General features: G+C 71.2%; 16 protein-coding genes. 9 read left to right on the top strand and 7 right to left on the bottom strand.

The window, feature by feature from the left end; all coding sequences use genetic code 11:
* The first annotated feature begins 1 nt into the window (after position 1).
* Both ACIQCZ_RS25810 and ACIQCZ_RS25805 read left to right on the top strand, forming a co-directional pair.
* A complete protein-coding gene (locus ACIQCZ_RS25810; RefSeq protein WP_402285202.1) occupies positions 2–769 on the top strand; it encodes a GntR family transcriptional regulator in 768 nt (255 codons plus the stop codon).
* A 61-nt stretch (positions 770–830) separates the two neighbouring features.
* Complete coding sequence (locus tag ACIQCZ_RS25805; protein ID WP_402285200.1) at positions 831–2,054, top strand: type ISP restriction/modification enzyme; 1,224 nt, start codon at positions 831–833, stop codon at positions 2,052–2,054.
* Positions 2,055–2,074: 20 nt separating this feature from the next.
* Here the strand turns inward: ACIQCZ_RS25805 and ACIQCZ_RS25800 are convergent, their stop codons facing one another.
* Positions 2,075–2,782, bottom strand: a complete 708-nt coding sequence (locus tag ACIQCZ_RS25800) for a TetR/AcrR family transcriptional regulator (protein WP_402285198.1) — start codon at positions 2,780–2,782, stop codon at positions 2,075–2,077.
* Positions 2,783–2,846: 64 nt separating this feature from the next.
* Here ACIQCZ_RS25800 and ACIQCZ_RS25795 point away from each other — a divergent pair, with 64 nt between their 5' ends.
* Together ACIQCZ_RS25795 and ACIQCZ_RS25790 are read left to right on the top strand one after the other, a co-directional pair.
* Positions 2,847–3,824, top strand: coding sequence for an ATP-binding cassette domain-containing protein (locus ACIQCZ_RS25795; RefSeq protein ID WP_402285196.1), 978 nt, complete (start codon positions 2,847–2,849; stop codon positions 3,822–3,824).
* A 71-nt stretch (positions 3,825–3,895) separates the two neighbouring features.
* Positions 3,896–4,648, top strand: a complete 753-nt coding sequence (locus tag ACIQCZ_RS25790) for an ABC transporter permease (RefSeq protein WP_402285637.1) — start codon at positions 3,896–3,898, stop codon at positions 4,646–4,648.
* A 16-nt stretch (positions 4,649–4,664) separates the two neighbouring features.
* Here the strand turns inward: ACIQCZ_RS25790 and ACIQCZ_RS25785 are convergent, their stop codons facing one another.
* From ACIQCZ_RS25785 to ACIQCZ_RS25775, 3 genes are all read right to left on the bottom strand, one after another.
* A complete protein-coding gene (locus ACIQCZ_RS25785; protein WP_402285194.1) occupies positions 4,665–5,273 on the bottom strand; it encodes a TetR/AcrR family transcriptional regulator in 609 nt (202 codons plus the stop codon).
* A gap of 217 nt (positions 5,274–5,490) precedes the next feature.
* Positions 5,491–5,754 (bottom strand): hypothetical protein, encoded by a 264-nt coding sequence (locus ACIQCZ_RS25780; protein WP_402285192.1) that lies wholly within the window; start codon positions 5,752–5,754, stop codon positions 5,491–5,493.
* 270 nt (positions 5,755–6,024) lie between these two features.
* Entirely contained in the window at positions 6,025–6,834 is an 810-nt protein-coding gene (locus ACIQCZ_RS25775; protein ID WP_402285191.1) for an SGNH/GDSL hydrolase family protein, read from the bottom strand.
* Between the two features lie 224 nt (positions 6,835–7,058).
* Here ACIQCZ_RS25775 and ACIQCZ_RS25770 point away from each other — a divergent pair, with 224 nt between their 5' ends.
* Complete coding sequence (locus tag ACIQCZ_RS25770) at positions 7,059–8,153, top strand: DUF5925 domain-containing protein (RefSeq protein ID WP_402285189.1); 1,095 nt, start codon at positions 7,059–7,061, stop codon at positions 8,151–8,153.
* Between the two features lie 190 nt (positions 8,154–8,343).
* Here the strand turns inward: ACIQCZ_RS25770 and ACIQCZ_RS25765 are convergent, their stop codons facing one another.
* The gene (locus ACIQCZ_RS25765; RefSeq protein ID WP_376273859.1) at positions 8,344–8,721 is read right to left on the bottom strand and encodes a GntR family transcriptional regulator; all 378 of its coding nucleotides are present in this window, start codon (positions 8,719–8,721) and stop codon (positions 8,344–8,346) included.
* Between the two features lie 70 nt (positions 8,722–8,791).
* Here ACIQCZ_RS25765 and ACIQCZ_RS25760 point away from each other — a divergent pair, with 70 nt between their 5' ends.
* From ACIQCZ_RS25760 to htpG, 3 genes are all read left to right on the top strand, one after another.
* Positions 8,792–9,712: a GNAT family N-acetyltransferase gene (locus ACIQCZ_RS25760; RefSeq protein ID WP_402285187.1), complete on the top strand. Its 921-nt coding sequence runs from the start codon at positions 8,792–8,794 to the stop codon at positions 9,710–9,712.
* On the top strand, positions 9,693–10,187 hold the full coding sequence (locus tag ACIQCZ_RS25755) for a DUF402 domain-containing protein (protein ID WP_402285186.1): 495 nt from the start codon (positions 9,693–9,695) through the stop codon (positions 10,185–10,187). Before ACIQCZ_RS25760 ends, ACIQCZ_RS25755 begins: the two co-directional genes overlap by 20 nt.
* 397 nt (positions 10,188–10,584) lie before the next feature.
* Positions 10,585–12,525, top strand: a complete 1,941-nt coding sequence (gene htpG / locus ACIQCZ_RS25750; RefSeq protein WP_402285184.1) for a molecular chaperone HtpG — start codon at positions 10,585–10,587, stop codon at positions 12,523–12,525.
* Between the two features lie 336 nt (positions 12,526–12,861).
* Here the strand turns inward: htpG and ACIQCZ_RS25745 are convergent, their stop codons facing one another.
* Both ACIQCZ_RS25745 and ACIQCZ_RS25740 read right to left on the bottom strand, forming a co-directional pair.
* Positions 12,862–14,256 (bottom strand): NAD(P)/FAD-dependent oxidoreductase, encoded by a 1,395-nt coding sequence (locus ACIQCZ_RS25745; RefSeq protein WP_402285183.1) that lies wholly within the window; start codon positions 14,254–14,256, stop codon positions 12,862–12,864.
* A gap of 207 nt (positions 14,257–14,463) precedes the next feature.
* Positions 14,464–15,180, bottom strand: coding sequence for a TetR/AcrR family transcriptional regulator (locus ACIQCZ_RS25740; protein ID WP_402285181.1), 717 nt, complete (start codon positions 15,178–15,180; stop codon positions 14,464–14,466).
* Between the two features lie 170 nt (positions 15,181–15,350).
* Between ACIQCZ_RS25740 and ACIQCZ_RS25735 the strand changes: the two genes are divergently transcribed.
* Positions 15,351–16,841 carry an APC family permease gene (locus ACIQCZ_RS25735; RefSeq protein WP_402285179.1) on the top strand — a complete coding sequence of 497 codons (1,491 nt, stop codon included), beginning with the start codon at positions 15,351–15,353 and terminating at the stop codon, positions 16,839–16,841.
* The last annotated feature ends 47 nt before the right edge of the window (positions 16,842–16,888 follow it).

Here is a 16,888-nt window from a genome sequence, read left to right as displayed (position 1 = left end):
TATGCCCAAGACGTCCCAGGGGACCGCCTTCGCTCCCGATTCGCTGGTCCTGAACCGCAAACTGCCGCTCTGGTACCAGGTCTCGCAGTCCCTGCGCGCCTCGATACTGGGGCGCGCCAAGGACGCCTCGGCCCGGCTGCCGACCGAGGAACAGCTCGCCGCGCACTACGGCGTCAGCGTGCTGACGATGCGCCAGGCACTCAAGGAGCTGGAGACGGAGGGGCTGATCAGCAGGCACCGGCGGCGCGGCACCTTCATCGAGCCGCGCGCCCGCCGCGTCTCGCCGGTCCGGCTGCTGGGCTCGATCGACGCGATCGTGGCCCAGCAGTCGGGCGAGCGGACCGCGGTCCTCGGCCATGGCCCGGTCGCCGTACCGGGCGATCTCACCGAGTACTTCCCCGAGTGCGCGGAGGTGGTCAGCTACCGCAGGCTGCGCCGCGACGGGGACAGCGGTGAGCCCACCAACTGGGCGCAGAACGCGGTGCGTCCCGAGGTCGCGGCCCGGCTCGACGTCCGCGATCTCGAACGCTGGCCGATGACCAAGGTGCTGCGCGACCGGGTCGGTGTCCGGATCGCGCGCATCACCGACACGGTCGAGGCGCGCCTCGCCGACCCGGTCACGGCCGAACTCCTCCAGGTACCGCTGCTGAGCCCGATCCTGTTCTACACGGGCGTGACGTACGACGAGAGCGGACAGGTGGTGGATGTGGCGCAGATCCGCTACCGGGGCGATCGGTTCTCGTTCTCGGTGACGGTGGAAGCGCACTGACGGTCCGCCCTCCGACGCCGTTACGATGCCGGGGCGGCGTGGCGACGGGGAGGACGACACGGTGGCAGCACAGGCGGCGGCCGGAGCCGGCGGGGACGACGACAGCCCGCTGCTCGACGACCTCATGCCGTGGTCCGTACGGCCCCTGCGGACCGGTCGCCCCTGGGTGACCGCCCCGGACGCCGCTTCGCTCAAGGCCCGTTGGGAGCGGCTGGTCCGGGCCGGGGCCGCCGAGCGCGAACGGCTGTTCCGGCCCACTCGTTCCCGTACCCCGCAGACCCCGGTGGCGGCGCTTCCCGGGCAGGCCACCGGCACCGGCCGGTTCGCCCGCGAGTCAGGGCCGTGTCCCGAGCCGGTACGGATCCTGCACGGCCCGTTCGACGAACAGTGGCTGATCCCCGACCACCGGCTGATCGATGCCGCCCGTCCCGAGCTGTGGCGGGTCGCCGACGGGCACCAGCTCTTCGCCGTCGAGCACGGGTACGTGCCCCAGGACACCGGGCCCGCCCTGTCCGTGACGGCGCTGCTGCCGGGCGGCCATTCCCCCGCCGGCCGGCCGGGCCGGATCCGGCCGCTGTACCGGCGCCCCGGCGGCCTCGAACCCAATCTGGCCCCCGGACTGCTCGCCCTGCTCCGTGACCGCCACGGGGACACGGTCACCGAGCGCTCCGTGCTGGCCTGGACGCTCGCGGCGGCCCGCCACTCCCCCGCCGGCTGCGTGGTGCCCCTGCCCGCCGACCCGGAGCGCTGGTCCGCGGGGGTGGAGCTGGGACAGGAGCTGCTGCGGCTGGAGCTGCGCGGTGCCCGTGGCGGGGAGCGCCCGCGGCTGCCCGGTGGGCGCCGCCCCTACGTGCGGGCCTCGGTTCCGCCCGTACCGACCGCACTGGGGTACGACCCGGCAGACGAGACGCTCACGCTGGGCACGGGCCGGATCTCGCCCGTGCCGGCCGGGGCCTGGGAGTTCCGGGTCGGCGGGGTCCGGATGCTGGAGCTGTGGTTCGAGCGGCGCGCGGGCGCGGGAGCGGCGGGCACGGACACTCTGGAAGCGGTCCGGCCCCGTGTCTGGCCCCAGGAGTGGACCTCGGAGCTGCTGGAACTGATCACCGTGCTCGCGCTGCTCGACGGGCTCCGGCCCCGGCGGGAGGGCCTGGCCGACGGTCCGCGGATCACGGCCGGCGAGCTCCGCGCGGCGGGCGTCCTGCCGGCCCCGGCGGCGGCCCGGCGGCCCGCGTCGGTGCTCGATCACCGGGAAGAGGGCCCGGACGGGCAGTTCGCGCTGCTGTGACGGGGCGCCGGGGCCGCGCGCTACCGGTCGAAGGAGTCCAGCACCCGGTCGAGCATCCGGTCGAAGACCCCGTCCAGATCGATCGGTCCGGGATCCTCCGCGAATCCCGCGGCGATCCGTGGATACTTCCCGGTCGCGATCCGGCTGACCAGATAGCCGGTGCGCACGGCGTGCTCCTGCTCCTCGGACCAGGGCAGCGACCGGCTGCGCTCCGCCGTGGCGATCTCGTTGGCCATATAGGTGGTGATCACGCCGTTGACCAAGGCGATGAGTTCCATCTTCTCGCCGAACCGTGCGTCGACCCCGTCCAGGCAGCTGAGCGAGTACTCCAGATACCGCAGGGAGTTCGGGCTGAAACCGTACACGGGTGACATCAGCCGGGGCACCCAGGTGTGACGGCGCATCATCGCGCGGGCCTGATGGGCCAGCGCGACGAGATCGGCGCGCCAGTCGCCGGTGGGCTCCCGGTACTCGTACTCGGCACTGACCGCATCGAGCATCAGCTCGTGGAGGTCCTCCTTGCGGGGCACGTAGTTGTAGAGCGACATCGTGCCGCAGCCCAGCTCCGCCGCCACCTTCCGCATGGAGACCGCGTCGAAGCCCTCCGCGTCGGCGATCCGGACGGCGGCCGCCGCGATGTCGGCGCGGCTGAACGCGGGCCTGGGGCCGCGGCCCGCACGCTCGGGGCGCGCCCAGATCACTTCGGGTACAGCGGGTCGCCCCACCATGGATCATCACCTCGCCCACCATGGTAGTTACGTACACCGTACGTAGTGCGGTACGGTGAGTCGCATGACAACTACGTACGCTGTACTTAGTGAAGGTCTGGAGAAGCGGTACGGCGATGTCCACGCGCTGCGCGGGCTCGATCTCGCGGTCGCCGAGGGCACCGTCTGCGGAGTACTGGGGCCGAACGGCGCGGGCAAGACCACCGCGGTCCGGGTCCTCACCACGTTGACCGTGCCGGACGGCGGAAGCGCCCGGGTCGCGGGCCACGACGTGGTGCGCGAGGCGGGCGCGGTGCGCGCGGCGATCGGCGTCACCGGGCAGAGCGCCTCGGTCGACGGCGAACTGTCCGGCCGGCAGAACCTGCGGCTCTTCGCCAAGCTGCTCCGGTTCCGCGGCGAGGCCGCGCGCAGCCGGGCCGACGAACTCCTGGAACGCTTCGAACTGGACGACGCCGCCGACCGCCCGGCCCGCACCTACTCCGGCGGGATGCGCCGCCGTCTCGACCTCGCCGCCAGTCTGCTGACCCGGCCGCGGGTGCTCTTCCTGGACGAACCGACCACCGGGCTCGACCCGCACAGCCGCAACCAGATCTGGGCGGCGGTACGGGAGCTGGCCGGCCTGGGCACCACCGTGCTGCTCACCACGCAGTATCTGGAGGAGGCCGACCGACTGGCCGACGACATCGTGCTGATCGACCGGGGCCGGGCCGCCCACCGCGGCACCCCCGCCGAACTGAAGTCCCGTATCGGCAGCTGTGCCGAAGTGGTCGTCACCCATGAGTCGGCGCTGGTCCCGGCGGCAGCCGTCCTCGATCAGCTCACCGGCGCACAACCGGTGCTCGACCGCGAGCGCCGCACCGTGGGCGCCGTCACGACCGACCTCACGCTCACCCTCCCCCGCATCGTCCGCGAACTCGACGCGGCCGGCGTACCGCTGGTCGACGCGAGCCTGCGCCCGCCGACGCTCGACGAGGTCTTCCTCCGCCTGACCGGCCGCAACGACGGCCGCACCTCCCCGCCCCCGAAGGAGACGGCAGCATGAGCAGCATCGCACCGGCCCACGAGCCGGCCGTCGCGTCCGCCACGAGCACCCCGGCCGCCGACGCCCTGGCCATGCTGGGCCGCCATCTGCAGCGGATCAAGGCCGCGCCGGGCGTGATGATCCTGACCCAGACCATGCCGATCACGATGCTGCTGTTCTTCGGCTACGTGTTCGGCAGCGCGCTGGCCATGCCCGGCCAGGAGTACCGCGCGTTCCTGGTGCCGGGCCTGCTGGCGGCGACGGCGGCCAACGGGATCATGGTCGGAATGTTCCAGGCGTCGCAGGACTGCGACCGCGGAGTGATGGACCGGTTCCGTACGCTGCCGATGAGCCGGACCGCCGTACCGTTCGGCCAGACCGCCGCGGATCTGCTGACCACGGCCATCGGCATGGTTCCGCTGATCCTGGTCGGACTCGCGGTGGGCTGGCGGATCGAGGGCGGCCCGCTCGCCGCTGCGGTCGCCTTCGGGCTGCTGCTGCTCCTCCGGTTCGCCACGTCCTGGCTCGGCTGCTGGCTGGGTCTGCTGATCCGCAACGAGGAGGTGGCCGGCCAGCTGGGCAGTGCCACCTTCATCCTGCCGCTGATGTCGAGCGCGTACATTCCGACCGACAACCTGCCCGGCTGGCTGCGCACGGTCGCGGAGTGGAACCCGATCAGCGCCATGGCCTCGGCCACCCGCGATCTGTTCGGCAACGCGTCCCCGTCCGTCGACGGCGCCTGGCCGGTCGCCCATCCGGTGGCCGGGACGCTCGCCTGGTCGGCAGTGCTTCTCGCGGCGTTCGTGCCGCTGACCGTACGGCGTTACGCGCGCGGCGGCGAATGACCGCGGCGCACCGCCGTCAATGCGGCAGCGCGGTGGGGCGGTCCAGGGCGCCGAGCAGGCTGATGAAGCTCGACTCCAGGAAGGCGCCGAGCTCCGCCGGACCGTCGGGCCCGCCGGACGGCCAGCTGGTGACGGCCTCCTCGGCGAACGCCATCCAGGCCCTGGCCGCGACCGGCAGCCGCGGCGAGTCCGGCATCCCGAGCCGTCGCTGGGCCTCCTCCACCCGCCGGGCGAGGACGCCTCTGGTGCGCTCGACGATGTCCTCCACCGCCGGCTGACTGCCGGCGGCGCCGCGGACCAGGGCGAGGTACACCTTGCGGTGCTCCAGTACGTACGCCACGAAGCCGGTGATGAACGACCGCAGCCAGGGGACGGGCTCCAGCGAGGAGTCCGGTTCCGTGGCTGCGGCGAAGCCGTCGCACTCCTGCCGCACGACGGCGCGGTAGAAGTCCCGCTTGGAGTCGAAGTAGTGGAAGAGCAGCCCCCGCGAGATACCGGCGCGGCGCGCCACCTCGTCCGTGGAGAGCTCGTCCAGTGACCGGTCGGCGAGCATGTCGAGCCCGATGGCGACCAACTGGGCCCTTCGTTCGTCGGGGCTCAGGCGCGCGGCTCGCTTTTCGGGCATGCGAGCAGTCTAGTAAGTACTTCGGCACCGAATTATTTCGGCATACCGCTCGGCATGGCCGGATGCCTCGGCGAGCACACCGAAGCGCCGCTGCGAGCCCTGGGGATGACGGGAGGACTGACAGCAGCGCAGTGCCGGGACGGTGTGGTCACCCGAGCGGGCGGCCTGGCCGGGGAGCCCGAGCAGTGGACCGATGGGGCCGTGACGGGCCGTCGGGTCAGTGGCGGCTGCCGAAGAGCGAGCGGCGCAGCCGACGCAGCGGCGCGAAGAGCGAGACCCGCGCACTCCTGCTCCGATGGCTGTGGGCGGCGTCGCGCGAGGTGAGCTCGCGCATCAGCAGTGTCGCCTCCGCCGCCTCCCGCTGCGGGACGGCAGGGCCGCCGAGCACCGCGAGATGGCGGTCGAGGCGCGAACTCGTCGCACTGCTTCCGCATGTGATGGCAGGCACACGCGGCCTGCTGCGCATCGCTATCTGTTCCATGTCACTCCCCACCCGTACGAGGGCACCCGGCCCGGGCAGGTTAACCCTAACCCCCCGCGACGACACCCGTGTATCCCGGTCGCGGGATTGAGCACACACATACGGAGGTTGACGGTCGACATCCGAATCCGCCCGATTCCAGGGCGAGTTGGACAGATCGGAAGTGATTCGTCCGCGATGGACCGCCGGCCTGCCGGACGGAGACCCCTGCGGACGGGGGTCTCCTGCCCGTCGGCCGGCCGGACGGGCCCGGCGCATGACGAGCGTGGATCAGGCCGCCGATTTGAACGCGGGCAGATAGCCGCCCGACTGTCCGGCCGCGGTGGGGTGGTAGGACTCACCGATGTTGAGCCAGTTGAGGCTGTGCAGCCAGGCGTCTCCGGAGCAGATCTCGTGTCCGGTGAACTTCCCCGCGACATCGGCGTAGGTGAAGCCGTGGTCGGCGGCACGCTTGGCGGTCGCCGCGTTCAGGTAGTCGGCGGCACCGTTGATCGCGGTACGCACCTTGTCGCTCAGGCCGACGACGCAGCTGCCGCCGATCTTGTAGAAGCGCGGGTACCCGAGGACGACGACGCGGGCGGACGGCGCCTTGGCGCGGATCGCCGAGTACACCGAGTCGAGGTTGCCGGGCAGGGTGGTGTCGACAAAGCTGCGAGCCGTGGCGATCCGGCTGAGGCAGGTGGCCTCCGACTGGAGGACACAGGTGGTCATGACGTCGGCGAAGCCCGCGTCGTTGCCGCCGATGGATATCGAGACGAGGTCGGTCGAGGCGTTCAGGGGGCCGAGCTGACCGGCCTTGACATCACCCGTGCGGGCACCCGAGCAAGCGGTGAAGGCGAAGGACGAGGGCGAGTTGGCGGCGGCCCAGAGTGCGGGGTAGGCCTTGGTGCTGCGCTTGCAGTCGCCGCTGGCGCTGTCGTAGCTGCCGGATCCGACACCCGAGGAGTACGAGTCGCCGAGTGCGACGTAGTCGACGGCCTGGACGGACGAGGCGGCATCGGCGGTGGCCGCTCCGGTCAGCGCGAGTACGGCACCGAGCAGGACCGATGACGAGAACGCCACGAGTCTGGACATCTTCATGGAACCTCCCTTGGACCGACCGGCAGGATCTCCGCCTGGTCTGCCGAGTCCGTGGTAGCAGCACCTGCACCTCTACCGGAAGTGTCCATGCCAAGTTGGTCCAACGAGTTGTCCTCCGCGCCCCCCTGAGGACACGTCGGATCCGCTGCCCGACCGTCCGAAGCGGGGAGGAAGGTGGTGAAACCCGGGTGCGTCGGGTGTCCCCTTGCCGGATCATGGGCGCCATGCCTGCCAACCCCGAGTCCGCGCTGCCGATCCGGCTCACCGTCGACGACAGCGATTCCCCGTCCGACGTCGTCGACGCGCTGTTCCTCGGCCGCTTCGCGACGGGCGAGCAGCCGTACTCGCACAGCTCCTCCCTGGATCGCGTCAAGGCCAAGGCGACCCTGCTGCCTCCGGCGGCCGAGGTGCTGCGTGCCGCGCGCGACGACGACCGCAGCGCCACGCTGGCCGAGGGCGACGGCTGGACGCTGCTCGTCTCGCGGTGGAACCGCGGCGCCGACGTCACGGTCACCGCCACCAGCGCGGAGCTGGCCAGGAAGATCCTCGGCCAGGCGACGGACGGTGCGAGGGACGAACCGGAGCCGCAGCCCGAGAACGTGACGATGGGTTTCTGGTACGTGTCCCCGCGACGCGGCCCGTACCGCACCACCCGGCAGATCGCCGCCGGCGCCTGGGACGAGGTCCGCGCCAACTACACCGCGCCCGTGGCCGATGCCATGGACCGGCTGATGAAGGTCACCCCCGATGACATCGCGGGCCGGCTGCTCCTGCTGCACGGTCCGCCCGGCACCGGCAAGACCTCCGCGCTGCGCACCCTCGCGCGCTCGTGGCGGGACTGGTGCCAGGTCGACTGCGTGCTCGATCCGGAGCGGCTCTTCAACGACGTCGGCTATCTGATGGACATCGCCATCGGCGAGGACGACGGCACGGCGAAGGGCCGCTGGCGGCTGCTGCTCCTGGAGGACTGCGACGAGTTGATCCGCGGCGAGGCCAGACACACGGCGGGCCAGGCGCTCTCCAGGCTGCTGAACCTCACCGACGGACTGCTGGGCCAGGGACGCAACGTGCTGGTGGGTGTCACCACCAACGAGGACCTGGAGCGGCTCCACCCGGCGGTGGTCAGGCCCGGCCGCTGCCTCGCCAGGATCGAGGTGGGCCCGCTGACCCGCAAGGAGGCGGTGGGCTGGCTGGGTACGGAGGAAGGGCTCGGCCGCGAGGGCGCCACACTCGCCGAGCTGTACGCGCTGCGGCGCGGCAGCGGTCCCGCGTCGGTGCCGAAGCAGGATTCAGGCGCGGACGCGGGCCTGTACCTCTGAGCCCGGCGGCCCGCCGCCCTCGGCCGCCCCTGACGGGCCGCAGGACCGAGCCGGTGCGGGCGACCGAGGGCAGACCCGCCACCGGTCGGCCCCGGCCCCGGCCCCGGCAACAGCAACGGGCACGGGCAACGGGCAACGGGCAACGGGCAACGGCAACGGCAACGGCAACGGCAACGGCAACGGCAACGGATCAACGCGTCGCGTACGCCGCCCGCACCGCGTCCTCGGCCAGGGACAGCGCCTCGGCCCGCGACAGGCCCAGCCGCCGGGCCTGCTCCGCGTACTCCTGGGCGGCGGCCGCCGCATGACGGTCCGCCGCGTCCCCGGCGGCAGCGATGAACGTGCCGTTGCGCCCACGGGTCTCGATCACCCCGTCGGTCTCCAGGGCCCGGTACGCCTTGGCCACGGTGTTCGCGGCGAGGCCGAGCTCCTCGGCGAAGCCGCGTACGGTCGGAAGTCTGAAGCCGACGGGCAGCGCGCCGGAGCGGGCCAGCTCGGAGATCTGCGTGCGCAGTTGCTCGTACGGGGCGGTACCGGCGTCCGGATCAAGCGCGATCTTCAGGGTCACGCCCCGATTCTCCCCCACCGGCGGGAAAATCAGGGGCGGCCCGTGCGTGCCCACACGTAACGTCCGGCCCATGACTGTCCTCGTTCGCGATTTCCTGCCCGCCGATGCCGAGGCCTGGGTGCGGGTCCGGCGTGCCGCACTGCCCTACATCGTGACGACTCCCGAGCTGGTCGCCTTCGATCTGTCCTGCGCCCATCCCGGCAAGCGCTACCGGCTGCTGGTCGCCGAGGAGGACGGGGAGCTCATCGGGACCGCGCAGGTCGGCCTCGTCCACGACAGCCCCGAACCCGGCCAGGCGTTCTTCAACCCGTACACGCATCCGGATCGCACCGGGCGCGGGGCCGGTGGGTTGCTGCTGAGCGCGGCCGAGGAGCATCTGGCGCAGGAGGGCGCGCTCGCGATCTACACCTGGGTGCTCGACACCCCGTCGAACCGCGCCTTCGCGGAGAAGCGCGGCTACACGGCCAGCCGCTCGGCCCACTTCCTCCACCTCGACCTGGCCCACGGGACACTGCCGCCCCGTCAGGAACTGCCGAGGGGCGTCGAGCTGCGGACCGCCGCCGACTTCGCGGACGACCCGCGCCCGCTCTTCGAGGCGGACGCCGAGACCACGGCCGACGAGCCGAGCGACACCCCGATGGAACTGTCCGACTACGAGGACTGGCTGAATCACACCTGGCGCAACCCCGCGCTCGACCACGAGCTCACCTCGGTCGCGATGGTGGACGGGGAGGTGGCGGCGTTCAGCGCGGCGCAGACCGACGGACTGACCCGCTACATGTCGGGGATGACCGGAACCCGCCGGGCGTACCGCAACCGGGGCCTTGCCAGGCTCGCCAAGAACGACTCGCTGCACCGGGCGCGCGCCGCCGGATACACGGACGCGTACACCGGCAACGACGCGGACAACGGCCCGATGCTGGCCGTCAACCGATGGTTCGGCTACGAAATCTGCGCCACGGAGGTGCGCCATGTCCGCAAGCTCGGCTGAGACCGCGTTGGTGGTCGCCCTGGTGAAGGCCGGGCGGACCAAGATCCGCTATCCGGCGGACGTGGTCCGCGACGACGGCACCCGGGTGACGGTGCGTGCGCCCTGGGCGGCACCGGGGGTCCGCGACTTCGGCTTCGTACGGTTCGAGCCGGGCGACGTGTTCACCGAGCACTACTGGCGCGACCGCTGGTTCGCCGTGAAGGAGGTCCGTGGCAGCACGGGCGGGCTCAAGGGCTGGTACTGCGACATCACCCGCCCCGCCGTGCTGCGGGACGGGGAGCTCCTGGTCGAGGATCTGGACCTGGATCTGTGGGTGTCGGCGGACGGTTCGTCCGTGCTCCGGCTGGACGAGGACGAGTTCGAGGAGAGCGGGCTCGCCGAACGCGATCCGGCGGCGGCCGGGGCGGCCCGCCGGGCACTGGACGAACTGGAACACCTGGCACGCACGGAGGGACTCGCGGCGCTGCTGGCCTGACGCGCCGAGCCCCGTCCGTCCGCCGGGGTTCCCGCCGCCGGGACCCCGGGCGGTCGAAACCCGGCCGTGGCGGTCCGCCGTGCACGGGGCGGTGGCGTGCGCCCCGTGCACGGCGACGGGTCCGGGATTCGCTCCCGCCCCCCTGCGCACCGGCCGGGAGCGGTTTCCGTGATCAGCGGTTGATCCGAGACCGACCGGCAATGGGGGGCGGCGTCGCGGGGCCGGGCACGCACATCTGCGGCGTTGTCGCCGGTCACCAACGCTCCGCGTCGACTCCCTCCTCCGCCTCGCAGCCGCACGCACCCGGCCCCGCTCCTTCTTCCACCCCCCATGTGCCGGTCGGTCTAAAGTGCTCAGGCCAGTTCCCCACCGGTGACCTGAGAAGGAATCACGGATTATGCCGACTGAGACGTTCGAGTTTCAGGTGGAAGCGCGCCAGCTTCTGCAGATGATGATCCACTCGATCTACTCGAACAAGGACGTGTTCCTGCGCGAACTCGTCTCCAACGCCTCCGACGCGCTCGACAAGCTGCGACTCGAAGCACTCCGCGACGACTCGCTCGGCGCCGACGTGTCCGACCTCCACATCGACATCGAGACCGACCGGCAGTCCCGCACGCTGACCGTGCGGGACAACGGCATCGGCATGTCGCACGACGAAGTCGTCCAGCTGATCGGGACCATCGCCAACTCCGGCACGGCGAAGTTCCTGCGGGAACTCAAGGAGGCCGAGGACACCGCCGCGGCCGAAGGGCTGATCGGCCAGTTCGGTGTCGGTTTCTACTCCAGCTTCATGGTGGCCGACGAGGTCACGCTGCTGACCCGGCGCGCGGGCGAGAGCCAGGGCACGCGCTGGACGTCGAGCGGCGAGGGCACGTACACGATCGAGACCGTCGACAGCGCCCCCCACGGCACCGCGGTCACGCTGCGGCTCAAGCCCGAGGACGCCGACGACCGGCTCTACGACTACACCGCCCCGTGGAAGATCAGGGAAATCGTCAAGCGGTATTCGGACTTCATCACGTGGCCCGTCCGCATGGCCGCGGAGACCGCCTCCGACGACACCTCGAAGCCCGTCGAGGGGACCGACGGCGACGCCCCGCGCGAGCCCGAGACCCTGAACTCGATGAAGGCCCTCTGGGCACGCTCGCGCGACGAGGTCACGGACGACGAGTACCACGAGCTGTACAAGCACATCAGTCACGACTGGATCGCCCCGCTCGAAACCATCCGGCTGCAGGCGGAGGGCACTTTCGAGTACCAGGCACTGCTCTTCATCCCGTCGCACGCGCCCCAGGACCTCTTCATGCAGGGGTACAAGCGTGGCATCCAGCTCTATGTGAAGCGCGTCTTCATCATGGACGACTGCGAAGCGCTCATGCCGCCGTACCTGCGCTTCGTGAAGGGTGTCGTCGACGCGCAGGACCTGTCGCTCAACGTGTCGCGCGAGATCCTCCAGCAGGACCGCCAGATCCAGCTGATGCACCGGCGTCTGGCGAAGAAGGTGCTGTCGACGGTCAAGGACATGATGTCCGCCGACCCGGAGCGCTACGCCACACTCTGGCGGGAGTTCGGCCGCGTCCTCAAGGAGGGGCTGCTGAGCGACTTCGAGAACCGCGACGCCATCCTCGGCGTCGCCTCCTTCGCCACGACCCACAACAAGGACGAGCCGACCACGCTGCGGCAGTACGTGGAACGGATGAAGGACGGCCAGGAGCACATCTACTACCTCACGGGTGAGTCCCGGCAGGCCATCGAGAACTCCCCGCACATGGAGGCGTTCCGGGCCAAGGGCGTCGAGGTGCTGCTGCTGACCGATCCCGTCGACGAGGTGTGGGTCGAGGCGGAACCCGAGTTCGACGGCAAGCAGTTGCGGTCCGTCGCCAAGGGCGAGGTCGACCTCGGTACCGAGGAGGAGAAGAAGGAGGCCGCGACCGAGCGCGAGAACCGGCAGCAGGAGTACGCGGATCTGCTCGCCTGGATGACGGACCGGCTGAGCGGGACCGTGAAGGAGGTACGGCTCTCCTCGCGCCTCACCGTCTCGCCCGCCTGCATCGTCTCGGACACGCACGACGTGACACCGGCGCTGGAGAACATGTACCGCGCCATGGGCCAGCCCGTCCCGCACGTCAAGCGCATCCTCGAACTCAACCCGGAGCACCCACTGGTCAGCGGCCTCAGGCGGGCGCACTCCGAGAGGAGCGAGGAGTCCGGCACCGGCCTGGAGGAGACGACCGAGCTCCTCCACGACCTGGCGCTGCTGGCCGAGGGCGGCGAACTCGGCGACCCGTCGCGATTCGTCAGGCTGATGGCCGACCGCCTGGAGCGCACCCTGTGAGCCGGGGCCACGACGCCCCGGACAGCCCCCGGGGCCTGCCCGGGGGGTCGGGGCCGGACAGGCCCTGAGGGCTGTCCCGTGGTCGCAGGGGCGGTCAGGCCCCTGCGCCACCGGGGTCGGGCCGTCCGGCGCCCGGAGAAGCGGACCGTCGGGCAGAACGCCGAGGCGGTACGCGTCCGCCGGGAGGAGCACCGGCCGGCGATACGCACGGGGGCGTACACCGGGGGCGCCGGGGTGCTCCCCGCCGGTCGGGCCGGCCGCCGCCCCGACCGGATCACCGGCCGGAGCGAACGGTCCGACTCTTCCGGTGAACGGCCTCGACCGGGCGGCGGGACATCAGCTTCCGAAGCCGAGACCGAGCCGGTCGAGGGTCTTGAGCCAGAGGTTGCGTCGCCCGGAGTTCTCGTCCGCGCGGGCGAGAGACCATCTGGTGGCCTGGATTCCCGCCCAGCGGACCGGTTCCGGCGGAAACGGAAGGGGCTTGCGCCGCACCATCTCCAGCCGGGTCCGCTCGGTGCGCTCGCCCGCCAGCAGGTCGAGCATCACCTCGGCACCGAAGCGGGTCGCACCCACGCCGAGGCCGGTGAATCCGGCCGCGAAGGCGACCCGGCCCCGGTGGGTGGTGTCGAAGAACGCGGAGAAGCGGGTGCAGGTGTCGATGGCGCCGCCCCAGGCGTGGGTGAAGCGCAGCCCTTCCAGTTGCGGGAAGGTCCGGAAGAAGTGCTGGGCCAGGGTGGCGAAGGTCTCCGGCCGCTGGTCGTGCTCGGCACGCACCCGGCCCCGGTAGTGGTAGAGGGTGTCGTAGCCGCCCCACAGGATGCGGTTGTCGGTCGAGAGCCGCACGTAGTGGAACTGGTTGGCGGCGTCGGAGAATCCCTGCCGGTTGTGCCAGCCGACGGAGGCGAGCTGTTCGTCCGTCAGCGGCTCCGTCATCAGCGCGTAGTCGTACACGGGGACGGTGTAGAGGCGGTGCCGCTTGACCAGCGAGGGGAAGGCGTTGGTCGCGAGGGCGACCCGGTCGGCCAGGACGCGTCCGTACGGGGTGCGCACCGTGATCCCTGGGCCGGACTCCTCGACGGCCGTCGCCCGGGTGCGCTCGTGGACGCGTACGCCGAGGTCCAGACAGACCTGCTTGAGGCCCCATGCGAGACGTGCCGGGTTGAGCATCGCCGTGCCCTCGTCGTCCCGGAGCGCGCCCAGGAAGGTCGGTGAATTGATCTCGGCGCGGGTCCGGTCGGCGTCGAGCACCGTCTGCTCGGAGCCGTAGCGGGCGGCGAGCGCGGCCATCTCGTGCAGGTCGTCGACCTGGTACGGCTCGGTCGCCACGTTGAGGGCGCCGGTGCGCTCCCAGTCGCATTCGATGCCGTAACCCCTGATCGTGTCCTCGATCGCCTGGAGGTTCCGGATGCCGAGCCGTTCCAGCTCGGCAAGCTCGTCGGGCCAGCGCTCGAAGCCATTGCCCAGACCGTGGGTGAGGCTGGATTCGCAGAATCCGCCGTTGCGCCCGGACGCGGCCCAGCCGATCTCCTCGCCCTCGATCAGGACGACGTCACGGGAGGGGTCGCGCTCCTTGGCGATCAGGGCGGTCCACAGGCCGCTGTAGCCGCCACCGACCACGAGCAGATCGCAGCGGGTGTCGCCGACCAGGGCCGATGTGACCTGCGGGCGACCGGGGTCGTCCAGCCAGAACGGGGTGGGGCAGGCATCCCGGAGCGCGTGGACGGGATCCATGGAGGACTCCTCGGGTGGTTCGTTGTGCGGCTGGGCCTATGGGTCCCGCCATCACACGCCACCCTGCGAAGTGTGTCAACGGTGTTGACGTAAGCCTCATGGCGCCGCGGCTCGCCCGGAACGGAGGCCGGCACGGCCAGGATCCCGGCCCGTGCCCGTCCGGCCCGTGCCCGGGCGGGCCGCGTGGCGCGAGCACCCGATCCGGGCTCAACCGGCCTCCCGGCCCGCCCGGGGCAGCCTGGCCTCGACGGCGTCGAGCAGCAGCTCCAGCGCGAACGGATAGCCACTGAGCATCATGTCGGCCGCCAGCAGCTGCGCGGTGGCGGCGATGTGGGGATAGGAGCTCGCGTCCAGGCGGCCGTAGCGGTCCTGCCACACCTGGAGATCGGCCGCCTGCGCGGGAGCCGGCAGGGCGAGCGCCGCCGCGTCCAGGGCCGCGAAGGCGAGCGCCTGGTCCACGAAGGCGTGATAGATCCGCACCGCTTCCCCGTCCCGGAAGCCCGCCGACCGCAGCACGCCGAGGATCGTCTCCACGGCCCGCATCTCGTTGTCCCGCCCGGTCGTCCGGTGCGCCGCCAGCAGGGCGGCCTGCGGATGCGCCTGGTACGAGGCATGGACGCGCAGACCCAGCTCGCACAGGTCGGTACGCCACTCACCGGTGGACTTCCAGCCGTGCTGGGCACGGCCGATGAGCTCGTCCGCGATCGCGAGCAGCAGGTCGTCGGTGTTGCGGAAGTACCGGTAGAGCGCACTGGGGTCGGCGCCCAGAGCCGCTCCCAGTCGCCGGACCGTCAGCGCCTCCGCACCATGCTGACCGACCAGCCGCAGGGCCGTCTCCACGATGATCCGCTCGGACAGTACCGTGCCCTGCTTCGTCGGCCTTCTGCGCCGCCGCTGCGGCTCCGGAACCACACGCTCATTCATGGCGCGGAGCTTATGACAACAGCATTGACGTGTGAAGAGGGCAACGGTTTCATGGCCTGCCATCCGGACCCTCCGGCCACCTTCCCCGAGCGAGGCGACGACCGTTGGTGGTACCAGTGAAAAGTGCAAGCAGCACGCCGAGGAGCAGCGTCCAGGCCCCACAGGCCGCGATGCGGAAGTCCATCGGCGTCGTCGACGGCATCGTCCTCGCCGCGTCGAGCACCGCGGCGACCAGCAGTATCGGCATCGGGCTCGGCCTGATGGCGAGCATCGTCGGCCTGCACCTACCGGCGATCATGCTGCTGGCCTTCCTGCCCGTGCTCGGCATAGCCGGCGGATACGGGCGGCTCAACCGCGTCGAGCCCAACGCCGGCAGCAGCTACAAGTGGGTCGGCCACATCTTCAGCCCCTGGCTGGGATTCCTGATCGGATGGGTCAACGTCGTCGGCACCATCGTGTTCATGGCCTACACCACGACCGTGACGGGCTCGGCGACCATCCAGCTCCTCGGCCAGGCCTCCGTCCACAGCGTCGCCGGCCTCTCCCTCGATCCGGACTCCACCCTCCAGTCCACCCTGCTCGGCATGGCCGTCCTGGTCGCCGCCGCGCTGGTCGCCGTTCGCGGGCTCGACCTCGCGGCACGTCTGCAGAAGTACCTGCTGATCTTCGAGTACGGCGTGCTGCTCGCCTTCTGCGGCTATGGCCTGTTCGCCGGGGACCAGCCCTTCTCGCTCCAGTGGTTCAACCCCTTCGACATCCCGTCAGCAGCGGCCCTCGCCCAGGGCATGGTGCTCGCGGTCTTCTGCTACTGGGGCTTCGAGTCGGTCTTCAGCGTCGGCGAAGAGGTCAGCGACCCGCGGGACGCCTCCCGTGGCGGGTTCATCGCCCTGACCGTCATGCTGCTCCTCTTCCTGCTCGCCGGAACCGCCTTCCAACGGGTCCTGCCACTGGACGAACTGGCCGACAACGGCGCTCAAGGACTCGCCTACTTCGGTATGAAGCTCGCCGAGCAGCCGCTGGCCGCGCTGCCGCTCATCGCCCTCATGTTCTCCGCGGTGGCCTCGCTCCAGGCCTCGGTCATCCCCACCGCCCGCGGGATGTACGCGATGGGCCGCGACGGCGTTCTCGGCTCCGTCTGGACGCGGCTGCACCCCCGGCACGGGACCCCCGCCGTCGGCACCCTGCTGATCACCGCGATCGCTCTGGTCCTCGCCGCGATGGCGCTGGTCATCCCCACCGTCAACGACCTGATCTTCGCCGCCGTCAACGCGATCGGCATCGTCGTCGCCCTCTACTACGCACTCACCGCCGCAGCTGCCGCGGTGCGCTTCCGACACCTGCTGCGCACGTCGCCGCTGGAGGCCCTGCGCGCTGTCGTCGGACCCGTGCTGGGCGCGCTCGCGCTGCTCGCCACCGGCGGCTACCTCGCCTGGACCTTCTACCGCTCCGCCGATCACTTCGAAGTCTCCGCCGACAACGGCTGGTTCGCACTGCTCGTCCCGGTCCTGATGATCGGCTCCGGACTGCTGGCCGCCGCGTGGGCCCGCTGGCACCGCCGGTCGCCCTACTTCACCCCCGCCCGCGACGCCACCGTCGACGGCGAGCTCAGCACCGCCGTCCGACCCGGCGAACAGCGCCGCGCACCCACCCGACTCCTCTGATTCATCCGGTTCCTCTGATCCATCTGATTGCTCTGATCCATCTGATT

Origin of the sequence: Streptomyces sp. NPDC093149 (assembly GCF_044754145.1) — a bacterium.
Taxonomy (GTDB): Bacteria; Actinomycetota; Actinomycetes; order Streptomycetales; family Streptomycetaceae; genus Streptomyces.
This window is presented reverse-complemented; position numbering and strand designations above follow the sequence as displayed.

Bases quoted from the DNA above. Each gene is read 5' to 3' on its own strand.
- ACIQCZ_RS25740 (WP_402285181.1), bottom strand. From the start codon at position 15,180: ATGAATGAGCGTGTGGTTCCGGAGCCGCAGCGGCGGCGCAGAAGGCCG.
- ACIQCZ_RS25735 (WP_402285179.1), top strand. From the start codon at position 15,351: ATGCGGAAGTCCATCGGCGTCGTCGACGGCATCGTCCTCGCCGCGTCG.
- ACIQCZ_RS25795 (WP_402285196.1), top strand. From the start codon at position 2,847: ATGACAACTACGTACGCTGTACTTAGTGAAGGTCTGGAGAAGCGGTAC.
- ACIQCZ_RS25775 (WP_402285191.1), bottom strand. From the start codon at position 6,834: ATGAAGATGTCCAGACTCGTGGCGTTCTCGTCATCGGTCCTGCTCGGT.
- ACIQCZ_RS25800 (WP_402285198.1), bottom strand. From the start codon at position 2,782: ATGGTGGGGCGACCCGCTGTACCCGAAGTGATCTGGGCGCGCCCCGAG.
- ACIQCZ_RS25790 (WP_402285637.1), top strand. From the start codon at position 3,896: ATGCTGGGCCGCCATCTGCAGCGGATCAAGGCCGCGCCGGGCGTGATG.
- ACIQCZ_RS25810 (WP_402285202.1), top strand. From the start codon at position 2: ATGCCCAAGACGTCCCAGGGGACCGCCTTCGCTCCCGATTCGCTGGTC.
- htpG (WP_402285184.1), top strand. From the start codon at position 10,585: ATGCCGACTGAGACGTTCGAGTTTCAGGTGGAAGCGCGCCAGCTTCTG.
- ACIQCZ_RS25770 (WP_402285189.1), top strand. From the start codon at position 7,059: ATGCCTGCCAACCCCGAGTCCGCGCTGCCGATCCGGCTCACCGTCGAC.
- ACIQCZ_RS25745 (WP_402285183.1), bottom strand. From the start codon at position 14,256: ATGGATCCCGTCCACGCGCTCCGGGATGCCTGCCCCACCCCGTTCTGG.
- ACIQCZ_RS25780 (WP_402285192.1), bottom strand. From the start codon at position 5,754: ATGGAACAGATAGCGATGCGCAGCAGGCCGCGTGTGCCTGCCATCACA.
- ACIQCZ_RS25785 (WP_402285194.1), bottom strand. From the start codon at position 5,273: ATGCCCGAAAAGCGAGCCGCGCGCCTGAGCCCCGACGAACGAAGGGCC.
- ACIQCZ_RS25760 (WP_402285187.1), top strand. From the start codon at position 8,792: ATGACTGTCCTCGTTCGCGATTTCCTGCCCGCCGATGCCGAGGCCTGG.
- ACIQCZ_RS25755 (WP_402285186.1), top strand. From the start codon at position 9,693: ATGTCCGCAAGCTCGGCTGAGACCGCGTTGGTGGTCGCCCTGGTGAAG.